The following is a 24,753-nucleotide window of genomic DNA, read 5'->3' as shown; positions in this document are numbered from 1 at the left end:
ACCGATCCGGTCCGAGGCCGACGGGAAACGCCGGATACGTGAACCGTACGTCCGGTGTTGTGGGAGGACGGCGGGGGCAACCCCGCCTCCTACCCGATTCTATCGATGGCGTAGCGATGCCGCCGCACGAAGCACGTCGTCGAGGCGGCGCGCTCGAAGTCAGCCCAGCGGTGAACGGCCAGCCGGTCGGCAGATCAGCGGTCTAGCCACTCAACGCGCAACTGCAACTCACCGGCCCAGCAATCTCACCGGCTCGCAAACGCAAACGCAAACGCGAACCACCCGCCGCTGCTCGCCGACAGGCGACGCGGTCGGCGGCTCGCAGGCGTGGGCATCGCCGGCGCGCGTTTCGCGACCGCGAGGCGCAACGGTGTCGGTTTGCGCAGCAGCGTGCGCAGCGACAGACGGCGCGTGCCGCTCTGCTGGCGTAGCGCCGAGAAGAACGTATGGAACCAGGTGCGAAAGCCGTCGATGGCCTTCGCGTCGCGCCACTGCTCGCCGAGCGCGCGGGTGCGCGCGGCATGATGGCGCAGCGCCCGCATCATATGGCGGCGCGCGGGACGCGCCGCTTTCAGCGCGGCGCGGGTAAGACGGGTGCTCAAAAGAGTATGCATGGCTTCACATTTAGGCAATGAACCGCACGTCGGCGCGTGCACCGGATGTGCACGGACAAACAGCACCATATGTGCCAATGACGGGGTTGCGATGAACGGCCTGAAAGCGGGAAATTCGGTGCGGGTCGTGGCGCGGGAGATTGCGACGCGAAACACGGCGCACAGCGCAGCGAAGGTACAACGCGGAGAAACCGACGGCACGGGCCCTGACGGCCTGCGCACAACAGAAAACTGCGTAAGCGACGATCGACATGCGAGCAGGCTACATGGGAATCATGACGTCAGAAAGTCGGTTATTACCCTGCGAGACCGGATTTCTCCGCGGATCGAATCGTCGCGGATGCCAGTCTGCTGTCACCCTTTACGGGCGATTTGCGTGCGCGTTTGCCCAGCGAATGTGCGGTGCGGGCGCGCCGCGCGCCTGAAACCGGTGCATTGGCGCGCCGCGAAAAGCGAAGGCGACCGGCGCAAAAGATCAGCAGGACGCAGGAGCCTCTCGCGGTGAACCAACGCATCCCGATCGCGCCCGTTTTACAATCGAACATCAGTTAGTCGACGGTAACGGAACGCCATGTCACTCCATTCGAAGAAAGAGCAGATTCAAACGTTGCGGGAGCAGGGTTTTGTCGTCGTGCCTGGACTCGTGTCGCCCGAGCGTTGCGACGAGCTGAAGCGGATCGCGCAGCGGCAGCTGCAGGAAGCGGCGGCGCCGATCGAATTCGAAGCGGATTTGCAGTATCCGGGCGCGCCGTCATCGAAGGATGCTCTGGGCGGACATACGGTGCGGCGCCTGCTCGACGCGTACGGTCGTCACCCCGCGTTCGCGCAATGGGCGACCGCGTCCGAAATCCGTGGCTGGATGGAGCTGTATTTTGGCGAGGAGCCGCGTCTGTCGCGCGCGCATCACAACTGCATGATGACCAAGCACCCCGCGTACGGCAGTCTGACCGGCTGGCATCGCGACGTGCGCTACTGGTCGTTCGAGCGCGACGATCTGGTGTCGGTGTGGCTCGCGGTCGGCCCGGAAACCGTCGATAACGGCGCGCTGTGGTTCGTGCCGCAATCGCACGGCGCCGCGTTCACATCGGACCGCTTCGACGAAGCGAAGTTTTTCCGCGCGGATCTCGCCGAGAACGAGGCCGCGATCCGCACGGCGGTGTCGCCCGAACTGAAGACCGGCGACGTGGTGTTCTTTCACTGCAACACGCTGCACTCGGCCGGCAAGAATCTGAGCGACCAGGTGAAGTTCTCGCTGGTGTTCACCTATCACGGCGCAAGCAATGTGCCGCTGCCCGGCACGCGCTCGGCCGCGAAGCCCGAGATCGCGTTCTAGATTATTTTGCTCGCGGGCCTCGCGCCGACGCTCAGCGCTTGCGCCCCGACATCGCGATTCCCGTCAGCCCGGCGAGCGTCGCCACCACGCCCGGGACGATCAGCACGATCGCCTTGTTGCTCGGCGAGCCGGTAAAGAAGCGCGACACGTCGCTGCTCACCGAATTGAATGCCTGCCCGCCGAAATACAGCAGCACGATACCGCCGACAATCAGCGCGATCGAAATCGCTTTCGTCATCTGCACCTCCCATCAACCTGAACCGGCCAGAGTGTAGGTGAGCCGTGCGTGCTCGTCCATCCCGCATACTGGTTGCGCTGCAAGCGCCGCGTCGATTGGCTAACATAGCGGTCTGGCCGCACCGCGGCGACACCACAACAACAAATTTCCCCAGCAGCACGCCTCCCGCAACGCGCGAATCCTCACGCCCGCCATCCTCGGGCGATCTCATCGACAAGGACACTAGCAATGGCTTACGAAGCAGCTTCAGAACGCTATTCGGACATGCAATACCGCGTCTGCGGCAAGTCGGGTCTCAAACTGCCGGCGCTGTCGCTCGGCCTGTGGCACAACTTCGGCGACACCACGCCGATCTCGACGCAGCGTGACATCCTGCGCACGGCCTTCGACCTCGGCATCACGCACTTCGATCTGGCGAACAACTACGGCCCGCCGTACGGCAGCGCGGAAACCAACTTCGGCCGTCTGTTCAAGGACGATTTCAAACCGTATCGCGACGAGTTGCTGATTTCGTCGAAGGCCGGTTGGGATATGTGGCCCGGTCCGTACGGCCAGGGCGGCGGCTCGCGCAAATATGTGCTCGCGAGTCTCGATCAGAGCCTGAGGCGCATGGGCCTCGATTACGTCGACATCTTCTATTCGCATCGCTTCGACGCGCACACGCCGCTCGAGGAAACCGCGGGCGCGCTCGCGAGCGCGGTGCAGCAGGGCAAGGCGCTGTATATCGGCATCTCGTCGTACTCGTCGGCGAAGACGCGCGAAATGGCGAAGCTGCTCGCCGAATACAAGGTGCCGCTGTTGATCCATCAGCCGTCGTACAACATGCTGAACCGCTGGATCGAACACGACCTGCTCGATACGCTCGATGAAGTCGGCGCGGGCACGATCGCGTTCACGCCGCTCGCGCAGGGATTGTTGACCGGCAAGTACCTGAACGGCGTGCCGGAAGATGCGCGCGTCAACAAGCCGGGCGGCGGTTCGCTCAAAGACGAGCATCTGAGCCCGCGGAACATCGAGCACGTGCGGAAGCTCAACGACATCGCGCAGCGCCGTGGTCAGAGCCTCGCGCAGATGGCGCTCGCGTGGGCGTTGCGCGATCCACGCGTGACCTCGGTGCTGATCGGCGCGAGCCGCGCGGAGCAGGTGCGCGAGAACGTCGGCGCGCTGAAGAAGCTCGCATTCTCGGCCGACGAACTCGCCGAAATCGATCGCTATGCGACCGAAGGCGGGATCAATCTGTGGGAAAAGCCGTCGACGGATCAGGCGATCTGATCGCGTGAGGAGCCGTCCGCGCAACAGGCGGGCGGACGCAAGGGCAAAACGAAGCCGCACGCTCAGCGTGCGGCTTTTCTGCAGGTATTTCGCCGCGCCGCTACACGAGCGCCGGCAGACCCTCGACCAGCGCCACCGCGCACATCACACCGATCAGTGCGCCCAGCACACGCAGCCCGTTGTGTCGCAACTCGGTCTTGCAGGGCAGCGCGCCGACGAATAGCGCGCCCGCCAATGCCATCGGAATGACCAGGATGAAATCGCCGATCGTAAAGTAGGTCATCTTCGTCTCCTCCCATGCGGGATGGTTGCTGTGTCGTTCCGGCAGAGGCCGCGGCTTCGAAATCATGCCGCGCCATTGCACGAATCGAGTATAGGAGACCGATCGAGCGGCGCGACGGCGCAAGCTCGCGCCTCGGCGCTTATTCGTAAGCTGCTGAACCCAGGCGCGGCGCGGCCCGCGGCGATTGGCGCGGCGCAACAAAACGCGGCGGAAAATATCAAACGTTCGCTTACGCAAGCCTTTCGTTTTGCCGCCGATCCATGCGGGTTGGCTGATTGCGGCCGGCTCGCGGTGCCCGCACCGCGCAACGCGACCGATGCGCCGGGCTATTCGCGCCCGCGCAGGCGGCTCGCCGCGATCAAGCCGATCACGAGCAGCGCACCGACTAGCCCGACGACGCCGTTCCAGCCATGACCGGCCCACACATGGCCGCCATACGAACCGACCAGGCTCGAGCCGATGTAGTACGCGAGCAGATACAGCGCAGCGGCCTGGCCTTTCGCGTCTTTCGCCAGACGCCCGACCCAGCCGCTCGCGACCGAATGCCCGGCAAAGAACCCGAACGTCACGCAGGCGATACCGGTCGCGATCGCCGCGAGCGGATGCAGCATCGTCAGCGCGAGGCCGAACACCATCAGCAGCAGGCTCCCGATCAGCACGCGTGCACGGCCGAACGTGTCGGCCATGCGCCCGGACCATGGCGACGCGACCACGCCAACCAGATAGACGATGAAAATCGCGCCGATCTCCGTCTGACTCAACCGATACGGCGGCGCGAGCAGCCGGTAGCCGATGTAGTTGTACAGCGTGACGAAGCTGCCCATCAGCACGAAGCCGAGCAGGAACAGCAGCGGCAGACCCGGTCGCGTGAACTGGCGCAACAGCAGCGTGCGGTGATGCGCGAAGCCGAGCCCGCGGCGCGGCACGAAATGGCGCGACGGTGGCAGCAGCGCGCGGAACGCGAGCATCGACAGCAGGCCGAGCACGCCGATCGTGCCGATCGCGACGCGCCACGAAAACAGATCCGCGACCACGCCGGTGATGACTCGCCCGGCCATGCCGCCGATCGCCGTGCCGCCGACGTACAGGCCCATCGCGAGGCCGAGGCCGTCGGGATGCACTTCCTCGGCGAGATAAGCCATCGCGACGGCCGGCACGCCGCCGAGCGCGAGCCCTTCGAGCGTACGCAGCACGAGCAGCTGGTGCCAGTGCGGCGCGACCGATACGCCAATCGTCAGCACCGACGACACCGTCAGCGACAGCGTCATCAGCTTGTGCCGGCTCCAACCCTCGGAGACGAAACCGGCGACGAAGATCGCGAGCGCGAGCGCAGCAGTGGATAGTGACAACGACAGACTGCTTTGCGCCGGCGTTACGTTGAACGCTTCGGAGAACGACGGCAGCAGCGGCTGCACGCAGTAGAGCAGCGAGAACGTCGCGTAGCCGGCGAACAGCAGCGCGAGGCTGGCACGCCAGTACGCGCGCGAGCCGCGTTCGAGATACGGGATGTCCGACACGGTGGTGGTGCTTGCGGGAGCAGCTGAAGCTGCGCCGCGGGAGGGAACGGCAGATGCGGTCCGCTGGGATTGCGGCGGCAGGGTCACAACAAAACTCCTTGGGTCACACGGAAATGCGCAAAATTGTTAAGGATACGCTGAAAACGCGTTTCAAGCCGGCGTCGCGGCCAACGCGGCGTGCCAATGGTGACCCGCAGCGCTCCATCCGCAACATGTCGCGCGCCTGTCTCCCGGCGCTAGCCGTGCGCCCCGGCTTCACTGCCCGGCGCCGGCGCCCGCGTCGCCCCCGAAGTCGCCGTCGACGGATGCACGAGCGCGTCGTCGCCCGGCAGTCTCGACGTATCCCAGCCGCCGCCGAGCGCCTTCACCAGCGCGACGCTCGCGGCCATCCGGCGGCGCGCGATCGCGACCGCGTTGCGCTCGTTGGTCAGCGCGATCGTGCCGGCATCGACGGCGGGGAAAAAGTCGCGGCCGATAAACGGCAGCAACAGCAGCGACGCGCAACAGCACGCGAGAAACAGCGTGACGAACCGTCCCGGTCGCGCGACTCGCGCTTCGAGATGTAAATCCGCGGGCTTGTGGTGATAGCGCAGCAGATACTTCGCGAGCGTCGGCACGAGCGTACGCGAGAAGAAGTACGACGCGAGCATCGCGAAAACCACCGCTTCGGCAAGCGGAATGAACAGATAGTGCGCGACACCGGTGAGCAGAAACATCGGCACGAACACGATACAGATCGCCAGCGTCGACACCAGCGTCGGAATCGCGATCTGATGCGCGCCGTCGAGAATCGCCTGTTCTAGCGTCTTGCCCTGTTCGAGCTGATGGCTGATGTTTTCGATCGCGACGGTCGCATCGTCGACGAGAATCCCGACCGCGAGCGCGAGGCCGCCGAGCGTCATGATGTTGATCGTCTGACCGAGCGCGGACAACGCGATGATCGACGTGATCATCGACAACGGAATCGATACCGCGATGATCAGCGTCGCGCGCCAGTTGCCGAGGAACAGCAGAATCATCAGGCCCGTCAGGCACGCGGCGATCAGCGCTTCACGCAATACGCCCTGCACGGATGCACGCACGAACAGCGATTGGTCGGCGACGGGATCGATATTCAGCGACGGCGGCACCAGATTGCGCAGCGTCGGCATCATCGTCTTGATGCGGTCGACGATATCGAGCGTGGACGTGTTGCCGCTTTTGTTGATCGTCAGCAGTGCGGCGCGCTGGCCGCTCACGCGCACGACGTTGGTCTGTGGCTGGTAGCCGTCGCGCACGTGCGCGACGTCGCGGATATAGATGGTGCCGTTTGCCGTGGTGCGGATCGGAATGTTGTTCAGGCCCGCGAGGGAATCGGGGCTGCCGTTCATTTCCACCGAGTACTCGGTCGAGCCGATCTTCGTGGTACCCGAGGGCAGGATCAGATTTTGCGCGGAGACTGCGTTGACCACGTCGATCGGCGACAGATTGCGCTCCTGCAGCTTGCGCGAATCGATGTCGACCATGATCTGCCGCTGCTTGCCGCCATACGGCAGCGGCGCGGGCGCGCCCGGCACGGTGGCGAGTTGCGTCTTCAGGAAGTTATTGCCGAAGTCGTAGAGTTCCTGCTCGGTCAGCGACGCGGACGACAACGCGAGCCGCAAGATCGGCACCGTCGACGCGTTGTAGCGCGGGATGATCGGCGGCGTGATGCCGGGCGGCAGCGAGCGCACTTGTGATTGCGACAGCGCGGTGACCTCGGCGAGCGCTTCGTCGATATTCGCGCCCGGCTGGAAAAAGATCTTGATGACGGCGATGCCGTTCAGCGATGTCGATTCCGTGTGTTCGATATCGTTGACCGCCACCGACAAGCCGCGCTCGTAGTTCAGCGCGATGCGCCGCTCCATTTCGTCGGCGGGCAGGCCGTTATACGACCAGATGACCGAGAGCACCGGAATATCGACGTTCGGAAAGATGTCGGTGGGCGTGCGCAGAATGGTCAAGCGCCGCGCGGATCGGAAACGCAGGCGCACACCTCGGCGCGAAGGCAGGTACGAAGCCGCGCGGCGCCCGCATGTGGCAGATCGTTCCGGCAGTGCACGTTTTTGATGTCTCCCCCCGCAGGGTTTATGATGGTCTGCATTACGACGTCTGACGCCGAGATCATCGGCCGTGCGCAGCGTAATGGGAATAGGGCGAAACGACGGGTGAAAGCCTTCTATTCGCCTTCCCAAGGCCCCGCAAAGCGGGAACAATGACTCGAACCTCTTACGCGCCATCCGCGCGACAGATTAAGTGCGCACGCAACGTCAAATGCGAAGCGGCGTTTTTATCATCACCTCGACCGGCGTGAAATCATAAAGCCGGCTAAGGGAAGCGGGGAATTATCATGGAAGTCGGTTCCATTGTCCGATCGGTACATATCGCCGTGCCGCAAGGCGCGCGCGGAATCGTCATGCGCATTCTTGGCGACATGGCGATGGTGGCGTGGTACGCCGGCGAGCCCGGCGCCTCGCAGCAACTCAATACCGAACCCTTTTTCCTGGAAGATCTGATCGATACCGGCGACCTGATACGTCCGGCCGGCGCGCAGACGCATTGAACGAGAGGCTTACCGGTTGCTCATTGCCGTTGTGTGACCCGCAGGTGCGGGCTGTAGTGATGCTGTAAGCTGAGATCGGCTCGCCAGCATCGCCGTGGGCCGATGCGCGCGTCGATTCACGGCGCGTCCCAAATCAGCCCGTATTTCTAGCGATGCCACGCACGCATTGTGAGTCGTCGCCCTCGTCTTTACCCGCGGCGCGGCGCACAATGCGGGGCATGAACGACACCATTCCCGACAATTCCTATCCCGAGGCCGGCGCCGATGGCGCCGTGCCATTCGCGCGGCTCACGCCGGAAACCGTGCTCGACGCGATCGACGGCGTGCTCGCAACGACCGGCGTGCGTACCGACGGCCGTCTGCTGCCGCTCAACAGCTACGAAAATCGCGTGTATCAGGTCGGCGTCGAAGACGGTCCGCCCGTGGTCGCGAAGTTCTATCGTCCCGAGCGCTGGAGCGACGCGGGGATTCTCGAAGAGCACGCGTTCGTCGCCGAACTCGTCGCGCGCGAGATCCCAGCCGTGCCCGCGCGCGTGCTCGATGGCCGCACGCTGCACAGCTTCGACGGATTCCGCTTCTCGGTCTTCGAGCGACGCGGCGGTCGCGCGCCGGATCTCGACCGGCGCGACACGCTGGAATGGCTGGGGCGTTTCATCGGACGCATTCATGCGATCGGGCAGACCCAGGACTACGTAGAACGTCCCACGCTAAACATCGACACTTTCGGCTACGAGCCGCGCGACTTCCTGCTCGCGCACCGTTTCGTGCCCGACGATCTGCGCACCGCGTGGGAAACCGTCGTGAATCTCGCGCTCGAAGGCGTCGCGGGTGCGTTCGAGCGGGCTGGCGAGATTCGCAGGCTGCGTCTGCACGGCGACTGTCATCCGAGCAACGTGCTGTGGACCGACGCGGGCCCGCATTTCGTCGATTTCGACGACAGCCGCATGGGGCCCGCGATTCAGGATTTGTGGCTACTGTTGCCGGGCGAGCGTGCGGAGGCGTCGCGCGCGCTGGCCGATCTGCTCGCCGGTTACGAGGATTTCTGCGAATTCGATCCGCGTGAGTTGTATCTGATCGAAGCGCTGCGCACGTTGCGGCTGATTCACTATCAGGCATGGCTCGCGCGCCGCTGGAACGATCCGGCGTTTCCGGCCGCGTTTCCGTGGTTCAACACGCAGCGCTACTGGGAAGATCGCATCCTCGAGATGCGCGAGCAGATCGGCGCGATGCAGGAAGGGCCGTTGTGGCCGGTTTGACGTGTTGACGGTCAGGGCGCCTGCGACGCCACATTCGACGACTCCACCAACGTCGATCTGACGATCACCTCCGCGCGCACGTCCCGCCCAATCGCTTCGATCGCGGGACGCATGCGCGTGAAATCGTCGGGCGTGCAGACGTCGCTGTCGAAATGGGTGGCGCCGTCGCGCGTCATCGTGACCACGTTGCTGCGCGGGTCGAACGCGTACTGCGACGTGAAATCGACGAAGCGGTCCTGCGTGCGTTGCGCCTCCGGCATGTCGAGCACGCGGAAATTGGCCGGCAGTTCGATGCGCGCGCGTTCGTGGATCGCGAGGTTGTGGCACACGAACGGCTGCGTGCGCTTGCGTTCGCCGAGCCAGTAGCGCGTGTCGGCTTCGACGCCGCCGCCGAGGCTCGTCAAGGCCGGAATCGAGGCCGTCATGCCGGTCACCACGAGACTCTCGAGCGTGCCTTTCATCGTCAGCGTGAGCGGGCCGTCGGCCGCGCTGAGGTCGCTCGTCGTCAGCGTCGCGGTGCCGCGCAGATTCGCGTTGCGCAACTCGGTCTGAATCGATTCCTCGCGTTGCGCGGGCGTTTGCGTGCGCAGCCGCGCGCGGGCCTGCTCGGCGTACGGCCCGGCATCCTGCAGCCGATACGTGAAGCTCGCCGAGCCATCCGGTTCGATCTTGATCGCGAGATCGGTGCTGCGCGACATCTGCGCGGTGGCCGGCGTTTGCGCGAGTACGCCGTCGCCGATCAGCACGGTAGGACGGTCCATGTCGGACGAAGGCAGAAAACCGAATTCGACGTTCGACGCGGTCGAATCCGCGTACATCTGCAAATCGGGCAGCCACGTGATCGCATGATTGATGACGCCGTAGCCCGGGACGCTCGGCAGCGTGTAGATCGTGCCGCTGCTGATCAACGCCGGCTCGTTGCGCACGCCGACCGCGTCGAGCAGCGCGCCGTAGAGCGCGACGTGGTCCTTGCAGTCGCCATAGCGGTTCGCGAGAATCGCGCTTGCGCTGTGCGGCACGACGGCGCCACGTCCGACGTAGATCGCGACATAGCGGATATTGCGGCGAACCCAGTCGTACAGCGTTTTGGCTTTGTCGTGTGGGGTGTGATCGTGCGCGGTCAGCTGCTGAGCGAACTGGGTGATCGCGACGTCGTGCGCGCCCGGGTCGGCCGCGGAGCTGCGATAGGAGGCGGCGAACGCGGCATAGCTCGGGAAGGTCGACACCATCAGCCGATCACCGTACGACACGTACGCGACCGAGCCGCGTTCGAGCCGGTCGAAGTGTGCCTTGTCATAGCGGAATTCGTAACGCGTGCGGCCGTCGCGCGTGACCGGTGTCACTGCGCTGAAGCCGCGCGCGTCCGCATACAGCGGCTTGTCGGCGGGCAGGTCGTAGATCAGGCGGAAGTTGCGGGTCGGCGCGAGATCGGGCGGCGTGAAGTCGCTGAATTCGCCCGGCACTATCGGCTGACGCTGCGTCTTGCGGTACGTCAGATGCACGCGCGCGCCGGGTTCGACCGCGGGGAACACGATCACCTTTTCCTGGATGTCCTGGAACATCGGCGCGTCGAACGAGCGGACTTCCTGGACGTCGCGGATCTGCTCGGGCGCAACATCGTGACGCTTGCCGTCGGCGGTGACCGTGTAGGCCTCGAGGATCTGCACGTCGGCCATGTTGCGGTTGAACCAGACGTATTGCTGAGCGACCCGCTCGACGCCGGCTTCGTTGTTCACGCGCAGCGTCATCGAATCAAGCTTCGCATACGAGCCGTCAGCGTTGACGGCGAAGGTCTGCGTCTCGCCTTCGTTGGTGTAGGGATCGTCCAGGTTGAGCGGCGCGCTCGCGCTCGCGGCGTGAATGCCGGCCAGCCAGCCGGCGGAGGCAAGGACCACGAGGCAGAGTCGCATGACGGCGGGCTACACGCTGCAAGCGGCGCCACCCGACGCCGCAATCTCCCGCGCGGCCTTCGCGCCTTCGACCTGCAATAGCGTCGGCAGCGACACGCCATTTTTCGCCGCCGTCACCTCCGCCAGAATCGACACCGCGATCTCGGGCGGCGTCCTGCTACCGATATAAATGCCGACAGGTCCATGCAAGCGGGCCAGTTCGGCTTCGTTCAGATCGAACTCCTTCAGGCGCTCGCGTCGCGCGTGATTGTTCCTGCGCGAGCCGAGCGCGCCGACATAAAACGCCGGCGTCTTCAATGCTTCCATCAGCGCGAGATCGTCGAGCTTCGGATCGTGCGTGAGCGCGATCACCGCGCAGCGCTCGTCGAGCTTCATGTCGATCACGGTATCGTCCGGCATCGTGCGTACGATCTTCGTGCCCGGTACGTCCCATTCCTCGGTGTATTCCTCGCGCGGATCGCAGACCGTCACCTGATAATCGAGCCCCACCGCGATATGGCACAGGTAGCGAGACAACTGCCCGGCGCCGATCACTAGCATCCGGTAGCGCGGGCCGTGGATCGTCAACAGACGCTCACCGTCGAAATGCACGCCGTCGGTCGCCTGCGCGTTGTCGAGCCGCACCGCGCCCGTCGTCATGTCGAGTTCGCGCGCGACGAGCCGGCCGTTTTCGACCGCGTGACACAGCTCGGCGATGCCGCTTTGCCGCGTCAACGGTTCGAGCACGAGCTGGATCGTGCCGCCGCACGGCAGGCCGAAGCGATGCGCTTCCTCGGCCGTGATGCCGTACTTCACCGCCTCCGGATGTGTCTGCTCGATGCCCCGTTGCCGCACGCGATCGATCAGATCGTCTTCGATGCAGCCGCCCGACACCGAGCCCACCACGAGGCCGTCGTCGCGCACCGCGAGCATCGCGCCCTCGGGACGCGGCGACGAGCCCCACGTCTTCACGACCGTCACGAGGAGCGCGCGATGTCCGTCCGCGAGCCAGCGGGCGCTGGTTTTCAGAACTTCGAGATCCACGCTGTCCATGATTTCTTCCCTTTCTTTGCTTCGCCGCCGGACTCGCCGTCCGCGGCCTCGTTCGATTCCGTTTGCCCGGAGGCGGATGCGGCTTCGGCTTCGGTTTCGGTATGCACCGGGGCGTCGCCTTCCGCTGTTTCATCAGCGCTATTGTCTCCCGAGAGCTGGGCGCTCAAGCGCTTGAAAAACTCCCCCGCAATCTTGCGCGCCGCACCGTCGACGAGCCGCGAGCCGATCTGCGCGAGCTTGCCGCCGACCTGCGCATTGGCGGTGTAGGAGAGCTTCGTCGCGGCATCGCCGTCGGCTTCGAGCGAGACCTGCGTGTTGCCCTTGGCAAAACCCGCGGCGCCGCCCTGGCCTTCGAACACAATGGTGTAGGCGTTCGGCGCGTCGATATCGGTCAGTTGCATGCGCCCCTTGAAGCGCGCCTTGACCGGGCCGACCGCCGCGACCAGCGTGACCAGGTACGCGTTTTCGCCGTCCGGGTCGATGCTTTCGCAGCCGGGAATGCAAGCGCGCAGAATCTCGGTGTCGTTCAACGCGTCCCAGGTTTGCTGCTGCGCGACCGGCAGCGTATGAGTTTCGCTCAATTCCATGACGTTGCTCCTGCGAGTGTCGTCGCGGCGACGGCGTGGCGAGGCGCGCGCGTCAGTTGCGCGAGATCGTGGCCGAACGCTGCGAGACTGTCTAGATTATGAACCGGACGATGCGCGTCGACATACGGCAGGATCGCTTGCACGCCGCGCGCCTTCGGAGTAAAGCCGCTGAACCGCAGCAGCGGATTGAGCCACACGATGCGATGCGCGAAGCGTGCGAGGCGCGCCATTTCGGTATCGAGCACGTCGATCGCTTCGTGATCGAGACCGTCGGTGACGAGCAGCACCGTCGCACGACCTGTGAGCACGCGGCGCGCCCAGCGTCGGTTGAACTCGGCGAGCGCCGCGCCGATGCGCGTGCCGCCCGACCAGTCGACCACCTGATCGCTGAGCGTCGCGATCGCGACGTCCGGATCGCGTTCGCGCAATGCGCGCGTCGCGTTCGTGAGCCGCGTGCCGAACAGAAACACCTGCAGACGTTCGCGCGACTGCAACAACGCGTGGCAAAAGTAGAGCACCGCGCGCGAGTAGTTGCTCATCGAGCCGGAAATGTCGAGCAGCAGCACGAGCGGCGGCTTGCGCTCCACCCTCGCGCGATACTTCCACACGGTCCAGTCGCCACCGGCGCGCACCGCATGCCGCGCGCTCGCGCGCAAGTCCGCATGCGTGCCGTGCGATGCCGCCTTCAGGCGCCGCGTCGATTCGGTTGCGAGCGGCAGCCGCTGGCCGCGAATCAGATGCCGCAGCGTGCGCCATTCGTCGGCGTTCAGCGTGTCGAAATCGCGATGACGCAGCCGCTCTTCGGCGCTGAACGTCAACTGCGCATGCAACTCGTGCGGCTCGGTTTCCTGCGGCGCATTCAGATGCGGCGAGGGTGGCGTGCGCACCGCGAGCGCATCGGCGAGACGGTTGTTGCGCTTCGGCGGTGGCAGCCCGTCGCGCACTTTCGGCAGCAGCAGCGCGCGCAGCTTGCCTTCCCAATCGGGGTCGCGCCAGAACAGATCGAACGCGGCATTGAAGAGTTCGCGTTCGTCGGGCGCGGTGACGAGCAGCGCGGCAAGCGCGGCGTGCACGTCGTCGCGGCGGCCGAGGTCGATCCACTGCAACGCGGCGAGTGCGTCGACTGCTTGTGCGGGCGACATCGGCAAGCCGGCGCCGCGCAGCACGCGCACGAAATGGACGACGTTGCGCGCGAGCGTGGGCGCAGTGTGCTGGTTCGTGTCGTCGAGCCTGCCTGAGCCGGTTCCGTTCGTCATGCCAACGACCCTCACCCGGACAGACACTGCGCGATCTGCGCGGCATCCACACGCGCGAGATCGTCCTGATACTTGAGCAGCACGCCGAGCGTGTTCTGCACCGATTGCGGATCGAGCTCCGTGACCGACAGCGCTTCGAGCGCGCGGCACCAGTCGATCGTCTCGGCGATGCCGGGCGCCTTGAACAGATCCATGCCGCGCAGCCGATGCACGAAGTCGACCGCGCGCCGCTGCAATTGCGCCGACGTTTGCGGCGCGCGCGCGGCGACGATCTCCAGTTCGCGATCGCGGTCCGGATAGCCGATCCATTGATACAGACAGCGGCGCTTCAACGCGTCGTGCACTTCGCGCGTGCGGTTCGACGTCATGATGACGAGCGGCGGCTGCGTCGCGCGCACGGTGCCGTATTCGGGAATCGATACCTGGAAATCCGAAAGGAGTTCGAGCAGGAATGCCTCGAACGGTTCGTCGGCGCGGTCGATTTCGTCGATCAGCAGCACGCGCCGCGCGCCGGGATGGTTTTCGTCGGGCATCAACGCCTGCAGAAGCGGACGCTTCAGCAGGAATTCGCCACGATATAGCGTGTCGTTGTCGGGGCGCTCGCCGCTCGCTTCGGCAAGCCGCAGCGCCATGATCTGGCGCGGGTAGTCCCACTCATACAGCGCGCTCGCGGTGTCGAGGCCTTCATAGCATTGCAGGCGCAGCAACGTGGTGCCGAGCATGCCCGCCGCCGCTTTCGCGAGCTCGGTTTTGCCGACACCCGGCTCGCCTTCGACGAACAACGGCCGCTCCATGCGCAGCGCGAGATACAGTGCGGTCGCGAGCTCGCGGCTCGCGAAATAGCGTTGGGCGGCGAGTTGGGCGAGGGTGTCGTCGATCGAAGCCGGCTGCATGGTGATCCTGAATCTGCGCGACAGGCCATGGAAAAGCGTGGCGCGAGTGAAGAACGCAATGGCCGCGAGCCCGGCGTCGAACTGTCGCGCCGGCTCGCGAAGTGAACGAAGCCGGCTTGCGCGCACCGTGGTGAAGGCGCGGCAAGCCGGGGCGCCTGGCGAGGATCGCTAGGCATTTGCCTTCGTGACCGCGCGCGCGGCGAGCACCGGAATCAGATGCGCGCGATACGCGGCGCTCGCGTGCATGTCGTCGTTCAGCTCGTCGGGCGACACGCTCACTGCACGTGCCGCCTCGGGCGTGAAGTTCGTCGACAGCGCGCTTTCGAGCTCGGCCACGCGAAACACCGATGACGCCGCCCCCGTTACCGCGACGCGCACGCCGCTCGCGACCTTCGCGACGAACACGCCGACCAGCGCGAAGTGCGAGGCCGGATTGCGGAATTTCTCGTATGCGGCACGCTCGGGCACCGGAAACTCGACGGCGACGATCAGCTCGTCGGGCGCGAGCGCGGTCTCGTACATGCCGACGAAGAAATCGGCCGAAGCGATGCGCCGCCGGTCCGTGACGATCGTCGCATCGAGGCCCATCGCCGCCGCCGGGTAGCACGCGGCCGGGTCGTTGTTCGCGAGCGAGCCGCCGATCGTGCCGAGCGCGCGCACCTGGCGATCGCCGATATTCGCGGCCAGCTCCGCGAGCGCGGGCAACACGCGCCGCACGTCCGCGTGTTCGGCGACGTCCGCGTGACAGACGGCTGCGCCGATCGTCACCGTGCTGGCGTCGACGGTGATCGTCCTGAGCGCGGGAATGCGCGTCACGTCGATCAGTTGCGACGGCTGCGCGAGACGCAGGCGCATCGTCGGCAGAAGGCTCTGGCCGCCGGCGAGGAACTTCGCGTCGCTGTCGGCGGTGAGGGCTGCGGCGGCCGCTTGCGGATCCGTCGCGCGTTGATACTCGAATGAATACATGTCGAATGCTCCGCTCAGGATCGTTGGGTCAGGCTTGCTTCGCCGCTTGAATCGCGGACCAGACGCGATGCGGCGTGGCCGGCATCTGCAGATTGGTCACGCCAAGCGGCGCGAGCGCGTCGATAATCGCGTTGATCACGGCCGGCGGTGAGCCGATCGCGCCCGCTTCGCCGCAGCCTTTGACGCCGAGCGGATTGTGCGTGCACGGCGTGCCCTTCGACGTTTCGACCGTGAAGTCGGGCAGGTCGGACGCATGCGGCATCGCGTAGTCCATGTAAGAGCCGGACAGCAACTGGCCGCTGTCGTTGTCGTACACGCAGCGCTCGAGCATCGCCTGACCGATGCCTTGCCCGAGCCCGCCATGCACCTGACCTTCGACGATCATCGGATTGATCACGTTGCCAAAATCGTCGACCGCGGTGAACTGCTGGATGCGGGAGACGCCGGTGTCCGGATCGACTTCGATCTCGCAGATATACGCGCCCGACGGATACGTGAAGTTGGTCGGATCGTAGAACGCGCTTTCTTCGAGCCCCGGTTCGAGCACGTCGAGCGGATAGTTGTGCGGCACGTACGCGGCGAGCGAGATCTCCGCGAACGCCTTGGTGCGGTCGGTGCCCGCGACGCGGAACACACCGTTCCTGAACTCGATGTCTTCAGCCGACGCTTCGAGCAGATGCGCGGCGATCTTCTTCGCCTTTGCTTCGATCTTGTCGAGCGCCTTCGAGATGGCCGAGCCGCCGACCGCGATCGAACGCGAACCATACGTGCCCATGCCGAACGCGATGCGGCCAGTGTCGCCGTGCACGATCTCGACGCTTTCGAGCGGAATGCCGAGGCGGTCCGCGACGACTTGTGCGAAGGTCGTCTCATGCCCCTGGCCGTGACTGTGCGAGCCCGTGAACACGGTGACCGAGCCGGTCGGGTGCACGCGAATCTGGCCGACTTCGAACAGGCCCGCGCGCGCGCCGAGCGCGCCCGCGATGTTCGACGGCGCGAGACCGCATGCCTCGATGTAGCACGAGTAGCCGAGGCCGCGGCGCTTGCCGTTCTGTTCGGATTCCTGCCGGCGTGCGGCGAAGCCCTCGACGTCCGCGAGCGTGAGCGCGCGCGAGAGGATCGCGTTGTAGTCGCCGGTGTCGTAGGTGAGGCCGACCGGCGTCGCGTACGGGAATTGCGTGATGAAATTGCGGCGGCGGATTTCCGCGGGGTCGAGTTTCATCTCGCGCGCCGCGGCTTCCACCAGGCGCTCGACGACGAACGTCGCTTCCGGCCGGCCCGCGCCGCGATACGCATCGACGGGAACGGTGTTGGTGAAGACCGCCTGCACTTCGGCGTAGATCGCGGGCGTTGCGTATTGCCCGGCGAGCAGCGTCGCGTACAGGATCGTCGGCACGCTCGACGCGAACGTCGACAGATACGCGCCCATGTTGGCGATCGTATGCACGCGCATGGCGAGGAACTTGCCGTCGGCGTCCAGCGCAAGCTCGGCTTTGGTCACGTGATCGCGGCCGTGCGCATCGGAAAGGAACGCCTCGGAGCGCTCGGCGGTCCATTTGACCGGCCGGCCGATCTTCTTCGACGCCCAGGTGAGCGCGACGTCTTCGGCGTACAGGAAGATCTTCGAGCCGAAGCCGCCGCCGACGTCCGGCGCGATCACGCGCAGCTTCGATTCCGGCAGCGACAGCACGAACGCGGCCATCAGCAGCCGCTCGACGTGCGGGTTCTGATTCGCGACGTACAGCGTGTAGCTCTCGTCCTGCGCCGAAAAGTTCGCGTTGACCGCGCGCGGCTCGATCGCGTTCGGCACGAGGCGGTTGTTGACGATGTCGAGCGTGGTTATGTGCGCGGCTTTCGCGAACGCGGCGTCGGTCGCGGCCTTGTCGCCGTGGCCCCAGTTGTAGCAGACGTTGTCGGGCACTTCGTCGTGCACGGCCGCTTGACCCGGGTCGGCCGCATGCGCGGTATCGACGACGGCCGGCAGTTCTTCGTAATCGACTTCGATCAGTTCGGCCGCATCTTTTGCCACCTTGATCGATTCAGCGATCACGAGCGCGACCTGATCGCCCACGTGCCGTGCTTTCGTATGGGCGATCACCGGATGCGGCGGCTCGTTCATCGGCTTGCCATCGGTGCTGTGGATCAGCCAGCCGCACGGCAGTCCGCCGACGTTGTCGGCGGCGAGATCCGCGCCGGTGAAGATCGCGACCACGCCCGGCGACTGTTTGGCCGCGCTCGTGTCGATGCTTCTGATCTTCGCGTGCGCGTGCGGTGAGCGCAGGAACACCGCGTAGGTTTGCTGCGGCAGCACGATGTCGTCGGTGTACTGGCCTTTGCCGGTCAGGAAGCGATAGTCTTCCTTGCGTTCGACGGCGGCGCCAATCAGGCTCTGTGTATCGGGTGCGTTCATCGTCGGCTCCTCAGGCGGCGGTGGCGCCGGCGGCATTCGCGCCGGCAGATGCGCTCGATGCGGCGGACTTCATACCCGCGGCGCCTTCGAGCACGGCCTTGACGATGTTGTGATAGCCCGTACAGCGGCATAGGTTGCCGTCGAGCTGCTCGCGCACCTCGTCGCCGGTCAGATTGGGTTGACGCTGCACCAGCGACACCGCGTTCATCACCATGCCCGGCGTGCAGAAGCCGCATTGCAGACCGTGGCAGTGCTTGAAGGCGGCCTGCATCGGATGCAGCGCGCCGTTGTGCGCGAGCCCTTCGATGGTCGTGACTTCTGCGCCTTCGGCTTGCACGGCGAGGATGTTGCAGGACTTGATCGCGCGGCCGTTCAGATGCACGGTGCAGGCGCCGCATTGCGCCGTATCGCAGCCGACATGGGTGCCGGTCAGACGGAGTTGATCGCGCAGGAACTGGACAAGCAGGGTGCCAGGGTCGACTGAGGCGCTCACGGGCGCGCCATTGACCGTCAGACTGATGCTGATCGCCATGAAGCTGTCTCCTTTGTCGACCGCAGTTAGCGCTTCAGCGCTTACTGCGGTCTCATGCGTTTATCGCGGTCGATCGGAGCGAGCGCGTTGGCGTATCGATCCCTGCCGCGGCGCAGACCACGATCCCATGCAAGATAGTTGCTGTGGGTGAGACCGGACCTGTGATTGTTATTGCCCCTGCTTTGCTTCGACTGCGTGCTGACTTCGATTCGCCAGGTCCGATGAGGGTACTACGGGTTTTACAAATCTGCCGAAAAGTAAAGCACAAATCGCGCGGGCGCGCTATGAGGGGAAGTGTGTCGGCGCGCGCGCACACGAAGAGAACATGGCGGCCACGGAATGGGACGCCGCAAAGACAAGCGCCCCGTCTGCGGAGCATGACGGGGCGCATCGATAGATCAGCGGAAAGCGAGGCCACGCTCGCGACCATTCAGCTCATTGGCGTGGCTTCATCGAAACGGCGCTTTACTTTGCCAGTTTCGAATGACGGCGCGAGTAGCCGAAATAGATGACCATGCCGATCAGCAGCCAGATCACGAACGCGCCCCACGTGATGCCTTGCAGGTTCAGCATCAGGAACAGGCACGATGCGACCGCGAGCACCGGCACGACCGGCACGCCAGGGCAACGGAACGCGCGCGGCAGCTCTGGGTGCGTCTTGCGCAGCACGAGCACCGCGATCGACACCATCGAGAACGCCGCGAGCGTGCCGATATTGATCAGCTCAGCCAACACATTGAGCGGCACCAACGCGCCGATCAGGCCGAAGAAGATGCCGACGAGCCACGTCGTGAAGAACGGCGTCGCGAAACGCGGATGCACTTTCGACAGCTTCGCGGGCAGCAGGCCGTCGCGCGACATCGCGAAGATCACCCGCGTCTGACCGTAGGCCATCACGAGAATCACGGTCAGCATGCCGAGCACGGCGCCGAGGTCGATGAAACCCGCGACCCAGTTCTGCCCCGCGAGTTGCAGCGCGTACGACACCGGGTGCGAAATGCCCATGAACTTCCCGGACGGCACGATGCCGGTGACGACCGCGGCCACGGCCACATACAGCACCGCGCACACGCCGAGCGACGCGATGATGCCGATCGGGAGGTCGCGCTTCGGATTCTTCACTTCTTCGGCCGCCGACGACACCGAGTCGAAGCCGATGAACGCGAAGAACATCACCGCGGCCGCGCCGAACACGCCGCTCCAGCCGTGAGGCATGAACGGGTGCCAGTTGGCCGGCGTGACGTGAAACACGCCGACGCCGATCACGAGCAGCACGACGACGACCTTGATCGCAACCATGATGTTGTTGATTCGCGCGGATTCGCGCACGCCGAGCGACAGCAGCGTGGTGATCGCCATCATCACGAGGAAGGCGGGCAGGTTGAACAGCGTTTCGTGTCCGGGCACGGCGCCGGGGGCTGCGCTCAGCGCCATCGGCAGCGATACGCCGAAGCCCGACAGCAACGACTGCAGATAGCCGGACCAGCCGACCGACACCGCCGAGGTCGCGAGCCCGTACTCGAGCATCAGGTCCCAGCCGATGATCCACGCGGCCAGCTCGCCGAGCGTCGCATACGAGTACGTGTAGATCGAACCGGCGACCGGAATCGTCGATGCGAATTCAGCGTAGGCGAGCGCGGCGAAGCCGCAGGCGATCGCCGCGATCAGGAACGAGATCATCAGCGCGGGACCGGCCTGTAAGGCGCCCGTGCCGGTCAGCACGAAGATGCCGGTGCCGATGATGGCGCCGACGCCGAGGAAAGTCAGGTCGAGCGCGCCCAGCGCCTTTTTCAGGCCGGCGGTCTGAGCGCTCGCCGCAAGCATGTGCTCGACGCTCTTTTTGCGAAACAGGGACATTGGCGTGGATCTCTAGTGGTGCACGCTTGTTGCGCGCCGAATGTCGGGAAAACCCGCGATTCTAGCGGATGCGTGCCGCCGGGCTGGTTCGCGCGGCGCTTTCCGGGCCAAGGCGATGGGCGGAAACTCCCGCCGGGAGGTGATTTCGAGGAGGTCTTGCGGTGCCGGAAGCGGGGCGGCAGTGAAGCTATTGACTGAATAGTCAATTGATGAGGATGCAATCTCTCCGATTGCGCCGGCGCCACGATCGGACGACCGCGGCGCAACGCCGCAGGCACGGCTGGCGGCGCCTGCTGGGCTAGCCCGCCATCGCGGGATTCAGATCGACGAGGCGGTTGCTCATTACATAGAAGGTCAGCTCGGCGTTGTTGCGCAGCTTCATCTTGTCGAGCAGCCGCGTGCGGTACACGCTGACCGTCTTCACCGACAGCGACAGCGCGGCCGCGATATCGGTGAGACGTTTGCCGGACGCGAGCATGCACAGCGTCTGGTACTCCCGATCGGACAGCTTTTCATGCGGCAACTGCTCGCCGTCGAACGACACGTAGTCGGCGAGCGCCTCGGCCATCTCGGGGCTCACGTACTTGCGGCCCGCCGCGACCTGCTGGATCGCGCCGATCATCTGCGCGGCATCGACCGTCTTCGACAGATAGCCGGACGCGCCGGCTTTGAGCGCGCGCACCGCGTACTGGTCCTCGCGGTACATCGAGAACATCAGCACCGCGACGCGCGGCGCCTTGCGCTTCAGACGCTTGAGCACCTCGACGCCATTCATGTCGGGCAGCGAAATGTCGAGCAGCACGACGTCGAAGCTCTGGTGGACGACCCGGTCGAGCGCTTCGGAGCCGCTTTGCGCCTCGGCGACCTCGCGCGCGACGCCGCGATCGAGCAGCAGATGGCGAACGCCCTGGCGGACCACCGCGTGATCTTCGACGATCAGGATGCGCAGGCTCATGGTCGCGGGCTCACGATTGCAGCGCGCGCCGGGCGGCGCGCGGCGTTGGGGCGGCCGCGAGCAGCGCGTGCCACGCGAAGCGGGCCTGGACCAGAGTGCCGCGCGGGGTGATGGCGGCGTTGCTGCCAGTGCCGCTGTCCTCGCCACGACCGACGCTCGTGCGCCTCGCGCTGATTCGCAGCGTGCCGTCGAATGCGGCGCAGCGCGCCTGCATGCCGGCGAGGCCGAAATGACCGCCGGTTTTTTTCTGGCCACCGCGTTCGCGCGCGCCGCGCGGCAGGCCGATGCCATCGTCGCTGACGAGGAGCCTCAGATGACGCGCACCGGTTTCGACGCGCAGGTCGGCGCAGGTCGCGCGCGCGTGCTTCGCGACGTTGTTCAGCGCTTCCTGCGCGACGCGGAACACGGCGAGCGCGGCATCGGCGGGCAGGCGCGCGAGCCGCGCGTCACCGCTGCAGGTGAAGGTGGTGCGCAAGCCGGTGCGCATGGAGAAGTCGCGGGTCCAGCACTGCAGCGCGCCGGCGAGGCCTGTCTCGAACGAGGGCGCGTGCAGTTGTGCGATGGCGTCGCGATTTGCCGCCTGCACGGCGTCGAGCGAACGATTCGCGACCGCGAGCGCGGCCGCGCATTGCGGCGGCGCGTCGGCGGGCAGCCAGGTTTCGATGCCGGCGAGCGCGAAGCGCGTCGCAGTCAGCTCGGCGCCGACGCCGTCGTGCAGCTCGCGCGCGACGTGACGGCGCACGCTTTCCTGCGCGTCGACCAATTCGGCCGACAGCTCGCGTACCCGCGCGCGCAGCCGCTCGATCTCGCGCGCGGCGAGCGATGGCATGTCGAAGCCATCACGCTGCGCGGACGAAGCCAGCGCAGCGTTGAACGGGACGGCAGTCGACGTATCCATGAATTTCCCTCTCAGGAGGCGGAGTGGACGGCGAAGCGGGCACGCGCAGACGGAATCAAAGCCTGCGAATCACGAGGTTTCGCGTCGGACGAAACACGATGGCCCAACGTAACGAAATTTACATTCAGTAACAACTCTGGTGGACGACGATCGGTGCATGAATTCGTCTGATCTCGCGGCGCGATGATATCTCAAAAAGATTAAAAAAGCAGTCGCACCAAGGCTTAGCGCAGAGTCTTCAGAGATTGCATGATGTTTACAGCGGACTCGTGCTGTCAGAGGAATTCTGACAGCGAAGGTGACGCAACGCGCTCCAATTTGTAACGGAGCAACAAAAAAAGGAGCCCGGAGGCTCCTTTTTTGGAATTCGCGGCACGCGGGCCGCGAAGAAGAATGCCGGCCGGCTTAGCCGACGAAGGCCTTTTCGACCACGTAATGGCCCGGTTCGTTGTTGCTGCCTTCCTTGAAGCCCGCGTCTTCGAGCAGCTTGCGCGTGTCGCGCAGCATGTGCGGGCTTCCGCACAGCATGACGCGGTCGTCCTCGAGCGAGAAACCCGGCACGCCGAGGTCGGCGAACAGCTTTTCGGTTTCGATCAGCTCGGTGATGCGGCCGCGGTTCTGGAACGCTTCGCGCGTGACGGTCGGGTAGTACAGCAGCTTTTCCTGTACGAACTCGCCGAGGTGTTCATGCGCCGGCAGGTGCTCGGTGATGTATTCCTTGTACGCGAGTTCGTCGACGAAACGGCAGGTATGCGTGAGGACCACGCGCTCGTAGCGGTCGTAAATGTCCGGATCCTTGATGATCGACATGAACGGCGCGAGGCCCGTGCCGGTGGACAACAGCCACAGCGTCTTGCCCGGCAGCAGGTTGTCGGCCACCAGCGTGCCGACCGGCTTCTTGCCGATCAGCACTTCGTCGCCGACCTTCAGGTGCTGCAGACGCGATGTGAGCGGGCCGTCCTGCACCTTGATGCTGAGGAATTCGAGATGTTCTTCGTAGTTCGCACTGGCGAGGCTGTATGCGCGCAGCAGCGGCTTGCCCTCGACCTGCAGGCCCACCATCGTGAACTGGCCGTTTTCGAAACGGAACGACGGATCGCGCGTGCAGGTGAAGCTGAAAAGCGTATCGGTCCAGTGATGGACGCTCAGGACGGTTTGTGAATTCAGGTTGCTCATGGCTTCTTGGATAGTGCGAAAACAAAGGCGGCCAGTCGTCTGAGCCGGCCGGCACGGCAAGGGGCGATGCTGCGCTGACCCGTGGTCGGGACTCCCGCGCAATCCGTCATTTTACCGTGCCCGCCGGGGCGGGGCCGCGGCGCGGCGGTCGAGCGTGGTAAAGCGGGTTGCCAAACCGGGAAGCGGCGGCGCCGGCTTGCTGGCGCCGCGAAGTACGTTGGCGTGAGTGCGGCCGTGCTTCAGCGGGGTACGGCGATTCGGCGAACGCCGCGAAGGGCGGCTGCCATTGGTTGCCCGGCAGGCGCGAAAGCGACGCGCCGCAAGGGCAACATTGTCAGGATGATACCGAAAGGCGGCGTGCGCCGCAGCATTGACCCTGCTGATAAAACTGGCAAATGGGGCGGAACCCTGCCGGCGCCATCGAGATCGCCTCGCTTTCGACTATCGTTTGCGCGCCGCGATTTTTTGGGGAATACGCCCGACGTTGCCTCGTTTACGCAGGACGCGAGTCGCGCGAAGCCAGGCGGTGCGGTGGGTGGCCGGCCGGCGTGCCGTCCTGGAGCACGCTCAAACCCGGCGATGTGGTGGTGTCGAATTTCAATGCGAAGTCGAATCTGCAGGGAACCGGTACGACGATCGTCAAGCTCGTGTCCAACAGCGATCCGGTGACGTTCTTCCAGGGAAGCAATCTCGGTCTCACGACGGCGCTCGCCGTGCTGGGAGGCGGCTTCGTGCTGGTGGGCAATGTGCCGACCACGGATGGCAAGAACGTCGTCGCGCCGGGCTCGCTGCTCGTCACCAATCTTCAGGGCGGGCTCGTCAAGGAACTGAAAGATCCCAACCTGCTGGACGGCCCCTGGGATCTCACCGTGATCGACGGGGGGCGATTCGTCCGGGTCTTCGTCTCGGATGTGTTGAACGGAAAGGTCGCGCGGATCGATCTTGCCATCGGCGAGGATGGCGTTCAGATGCTGCCTGGCTCCACGAATACGGCGACCGTCTGGACGTTGCGCACCGACAGTCAATAAGGAAACCGGGGACGACGATCGGGGACGTCGTGACGCGTCGGGGACGCGTCACGGTCACACGGTTTCGCGGCGAGTCTAACGGTACACAGAGATGGGCCGGGGGCGGCGATTGTGGCGGCAAGCCTCGGCCAAGTAAGGAAATTCTGTCCGATGGAATTG

20 protein-coding genes and 2 pseudogenes are annotated in these 24,753 nt (G+C 65.2%); 5 read left to right on the top strand and 17 right to left on the bottom strand.

Features of this window, described 5'->3' with window-relative positions; all coding sequences use genetic code 11:
• Positions 1-245: 245 nt before the first annotated feature.
• Positions 246-614 carry a hypothetical protein gene (locus OKW30_RS17915; RefSeq protein WP_184068875.1) on the bottom strand — a complete coding sequence of 123 codons (369 nt, stop codon included), beginning with the start codon at positions 612-614 and terminating at the stop codon, positions 246-248.
• A gap of 571 nt (positions 615-1,185) precedes the next feature.
• Here OKW30_RS17915 and OKW30_RS17910 point away from each other — a divergent pair.
• Positions 1,186-1,947, top strand: coding sequence for a phytanoyl-CoA dioxygenase family protein (locus OKW30_RS17910; protein WP_184068872.1), 762 nt, complete (start codon positions 1,186-1,188; stop codon positions 1,945-1,947).
• Positions 1,948-1,978: 31 nt separating this feature from the next.
• On the opposite strand, the gene OKW30_RS17905 is transcribed toward OKW30_RS17910, so the two are convergent.
• Complete coding sequence (locus OKW30_RS17905) at positions 1,979-2,185, bottom strand: DUF3185 family protein (protein WP_429347274.1); 207 nt, start codon at positions 2,183-2,185, stop codon at positions 1,979-1,981.
• 228 nt (positions 2,186-2,413) lie between these two features.
• Here OKW30_RS17905 and mgrA point away from each other — a divergent pair, with 228 nt between their 5' ends.
• Positions 2,414-3,457 carry an L-glyceraldehyde 3-phosphate reductase gene (mgrA, locus tag OKW30_RS17900; RefSeq protein WP_184025953.1) on the top strand — a complete coding sequence of 348 codons (1,044 nt, stop codon included), beginning with the start codon at positions 2,414-2,416 and terminating at the stop codon, positions 3,455-3,457.
• A 100-nt stretch (positions 3,458-3,557) separates the two neighbouring features.
• Here the strand turns inward: mgrA and OKW30_RS17895 are convergent, their stop codons facing one another.
• From OKW30_RS17895 to OKW30_RS17885, 3 genes and pseudogenes are all read right to left on the bottom strand, one after another.
• Positions 3,558-3,740 carry a hypothetical protein gene (locus OKW30_RS17895; protein WP_090805541.1) on the bottom strand — a complete coding sequence of 61 codons (183 nt, stop codon included), beginning with the start codon at positions 3,738-3,740 and terminating at the stop codon, positions 3,558-3,560.
• Between the two features lie 326 nt (positions 3,741-4,066).
• A complete protein-coding gene (locus OKW30_RS17890; RefSeq protein ID WP_184068869.1) occupies positions 4,067-5,344 on the bottom strand; it encodes an MFS transporter in 1,278 nt (425 codons plus the stop codon).
• Between the two features lie 341 nt (positions 5,345-5,685).
• Positions 5,686-7,239 (bottom strand): annotated as a pseudogene (locus OKW30_RS17885) (efflux RND transporter permease subunit); the annotation flags it as partial.
• 386 nt (positions 7,240-7,625) lie between these two features.
• Between OKW30_RS17885 and OKW30_RS17880 the strand changes: the two are divergent.
• On the top strand, positions 7,626-7,838 hold the full coding sequence (locus OKW30_RS17880) for a hypothetical protein (protein ID WP_018419122.1): 213 nt from the start codon (positions 7,626-7,628) through the stop codon (positions 7,836-7,838).
• A 218-nt stretch (positions 7,839-8,056) separates the two neighbouring features.
• On the top strand, positions 8,057-9,094 hold the full coding sequence (locus tag OKW30_RS17875) for a serine/threonine protein kinase (protein ID WP_429347273.1): 1,038 nt from the start codon (positions 8,057-8,059) through the stop codon (positions 9,092-9,094).
• 11 nt (positions 9,095-9,105) lie between these two features.
• On the opposite strand, the gene OKW30_RS17870 is transcribed toward OKW30_RS17875, so the two are convergent.
• From OKW30_RS17870 to OKW30_RS17815, 12 genes are all read right to left on the bottom strand, one after another.
• Positions 9,106-11,004: a DUF3857 domain-containing transglutaminase family protein gene (locus tag OKW30_RS17870; RefSeq protein ID WP_429347272.1), complete on the bottom strand. Its 1,899-nt coding sequence runs from the start codon at positions 11,002-11,004 to the stop codon at positions 9,106-9,108.
• A 9-nt stretch (positions 11,005-11,013) separates the two neighbouring features.
• Entirely contained in the window at positions 11,014-12,036 is a 1,023-nt protein-coding gene (locus OKW30_RS17865) for an XdhC family protein (protein WP_184002850.1), read from the bottom strand.
• On the bottom strand, positions 12,009-12,623 hold the full coding sequence (locus OKW30_RS17860) for a CoxG family protein (RefSeq protein WP_429347271.1): 615 nt from the start codon (positions 12,621-12,623) through the stop codon (positions 12,009-12,011). Before OKW30_RS17860 ends, OKW30_RS17865 begins: the two co-directional genes overlap by 28 nt.
• Entirely contained in the window at positions 12,614-13,879 is a 1,266-nt protein-coding gene (locus OKW30_RS17855; protein WP_429347270.1) for a vWA domain-containing protein, read from the bottom strand. The genes OKW30_RS17860 and OKW30_RS17855 overlap by 10 nt, the downstream gene beginning before the upstream one ends.
• Before the next feature lie 11 nt (positions 13,880-13,890).
• Positions 13,891-14,772 (bottom strand): AAA family ATPase, encoded by an 882-nt coding sequence (locus tag OKW30_RS17850; RefSeq protein WP_090802637.1) that lies wholly within the window; start codon positions 14,770-14,772, stop codon positions 13,891-13,893.
• A 168-nt stretch (positions 14,773-14,940) separates the two neighbouring features.
• Entirely contained in the window at positions 14,941-15,738 is a 798-nt protein-coding gene (locus tag OKW30_RS17845) for an FAD binding domain-containing protein (RefSeq protein ID WP_429347269.1), read from the bottom strand.
• A 28-nt stretch (positions 15,739-15,766) separates the two neighbouring features.
• Entirely contained in the window at positions 15,767-18,148 is a 2,382-nt protein-coding gene (locus OKW30_RS17840; RefSeq protein ID WP_429347268.1) for a xanthine dehydrogenase family protein molybdopterin-binding subunit, read from the bottom strand.
• A 10-nt stretch (positions 18,149-18,158) separates the two neighbouring features.
• Complete coding sequence (locus OKW30_RS17835; protein ID WP_429347267.1) at positions 18,159-18,680, bottom strand: (2Fe-2S)-binding protein; 522 nt, start codon at positions 18,678-18,680, stop codon at positions 18,159-18,161.
• Between the two features lie 465 nt (positions 18,681-19,145).
• Positions 19,146-20,537 (bottom strand): amino acid permease, encoded by a 1,392-nt coding sequence (locus OKW30_RS17830; RefSeq protein ID WP_187612075.1) that lies wholly within the window; start codon positions 20,535-20,537, stop codon positions 19,146-19,148.
• A gap of 298 nt (positions 20,538-20,835) precedes the next feature.
• Complete coding sequence (gene rqpR, locus OKW30_RS17825) at positions 20,836-21,492, bottom strand: response regulator transcription factor RqpR (RefSeq protein WP_184068839.1); 657 nt, start codon at positions 21,490-21,492, stop codon at positions 20,836-20,838.
• 10 nt (positions 21,493-21,502) lie between these two features.
• A complete protein-coding gene (locus OKW30_RS17820) occupies positions 21,503-22,390 on the bottom strand; it encodes a sensor histidine kinase (protein WP_429347266.1) in 888 nt (295 codons plus the stop codon).
• A gap of 405 nt (positions 22,391-22,795) precedes the next feature.
• Entirely contained in the window at positions 22,796-23,566 is a 771-nt protein-coding gene (locus tag OKW30_RS17815) for a ferredoxin--NADP reductase (RefSeq protein WP_018419136.1), read from the bottom strand.
• 548 nt (positions 23,567-24,114) lie between these two features.
• On the opposite strand from OKW30_RS17815, the pseudogene OKW30_RS17810 reads away from it, so the two are divergent.
• Positions 24,115-24,585, top strand: a pseudogene (locus tag OKW30_RS17810) (hypothetical protein); the annotation flags it as partial.
• Positions 24,586-24,753 lie beyond the last annotated feature (168 nt).

The organism is Paraburkholderia sp. Clong3 (assembly GCF_050436485.1).
Classification (GTDB): Bacteria; Pseudomonadota; Gammaproteobacteria; order Burkholderiales; family Burkholderiaceae; genus Paraburkholderia; species Paraburkholderia tuberum.
The sequence above is the reverse complement of the archived record's forward strand: the minus strand, read 5'-3'. Positions and strand labels throughout refer to the sequence as shown.

Excerpts from the sequence above, each read along its gene's own strand:
- OKW30_RS17915 (WP_184068875.1), bottom strand. The coding sequence starts at position 614 with ATGCATACTCTTTTGAGCACCCGTCTTACCCGCGCCGCGCTGAAAGCG.
- OKW30_RS17910 (WP_184068872.1), top strand. The coding sequence starts at position 1,186 with ATGTCACTCCATTCGAAGAAAGAGCAGATTCAAACGTTGCGGGAGCAG.
- OKW30_RS17905 (WP_429347274.1), bottom strand. The coding sequence starts at position 2,185 with ATGACGAAAGCGATTTCGATCGCGCTGATTGTCGGCGGTATCGTGCTG.
- mgrA (WP_184025953.1), top strand. The coding sequence starts at position 2,414 with ATGGCTTACGAAGCAGCTTCAGAACGCTATTCGGACATGCAATACCGC.
- OKW30_RS17895 (WP_090805541.1), bottom strand. The coding sequence starts at position 3,740 with ATGACCTACTTTACGATCGGCGATTTCATCCTGGTCATTCCGATGGCA.
- OKW30_RS17880 (WP_018419122.1), top strand. The coding sequence starts at position 7,626 with ATGGAAGTCGGTTCCATTGTCCGATCGGTACATATCGCCGTGCCGCAA.
- OKW30_RS17875 (WP_429347273.1), top strand. The coding sequence starts at position 8,057 with ATGAACGACACCATTCCCGACAATTCCTATCCCGAGGCCGGCGCCGAT.
- OKW30_RS17870 (WP_429347272.1), bottom strand. The coding sequence starts at position 11,004 with ATGCGACTCTGCCTCGTGGTCCTTGCCTCCGCCGGCTGGCTGGCCGGC.
- OKW30_RS17865 (WP_184002850.1), bottom strand. The coding sequence starts at position 12,036 with ATGGACAGCGTGGATCTCGAAGTTCTGAAAACCAGCGCCCGCTGGCTC.
- OKW30_RS17860 (WP_429347271.1), bottom strand. The coding sequence starts at position 12,623 with ATGGAATTGAGCGAAACTCATACGCTGCCGGTCGCGCAGCAGCAAACC.
- OKW30_RS17855 (WP_429347270.1), bottom strand. The coding sequence starts at position 13,879 with ATGACGAACGGAACCGGCTCAGGCAGGCTCGACGACACGAACCAGCAC.
- OKW30_RS17850 (WP_090802637.1), bottom strand. The coding sequence starts at position 14,772 with ATGCAGCCGGCTTCGATCGACGACACCCTCGCCCAACTCGCCGCCCAA.
- OKW30_RS17845 (WP_429347269.1), bottom strand. The coding sequence starts at position 15,738 with ATGTATTCATTCGAGTATCAACGCGCGACGGATCCGCAAGCGGCCGCC.
- OKW30_RS17840 (WP_429347268.1), bottom strand. The coding sequence starts at position 18,148 with ATGAACGCACCCGATACACAGAGCCTGATTGGCGCCGCCGTCGAACGC.
- OKW30_RS17835 (WP_429347267.1), bottom strand. The coding sequence starts at position 18,680 with ATGGCGATCAGCATCAGTCTGACGGTCAATGGCGCGCCCGTGAGCGCC.
- OKW30_RS17830 (WP_187612075.1), bottom strand. The coding sequence starts at position 20,537 with ATGTCCCTGTTTCGCAAAAAGAGCGTCGAGCACATGCTTGCGGCGAGC.
- rqpR (WP_184068839.1), bottom strand. The coding sequence starts at position 21,492 with ATGAGCCTGCGCATCCTGATCGTCGAAGATCACGCGGTGGTCCGCCAG.
- OKW30_RS17820 (WP_429347266.1), bottom strand. The coding sequence starts at position 22,390 with ATGGATACGTCGACTGCCGTCCCGTTCAACGCTGCGCTGGCTTCGTCC.
- OKW30_RS17815 (WP_018419136.1), bottom strand. The coding sequence starts at position 23,566 with ATGAGCAACCTGAATTCACAAACCGTCCTGAGCGTCCATCACTGGACC.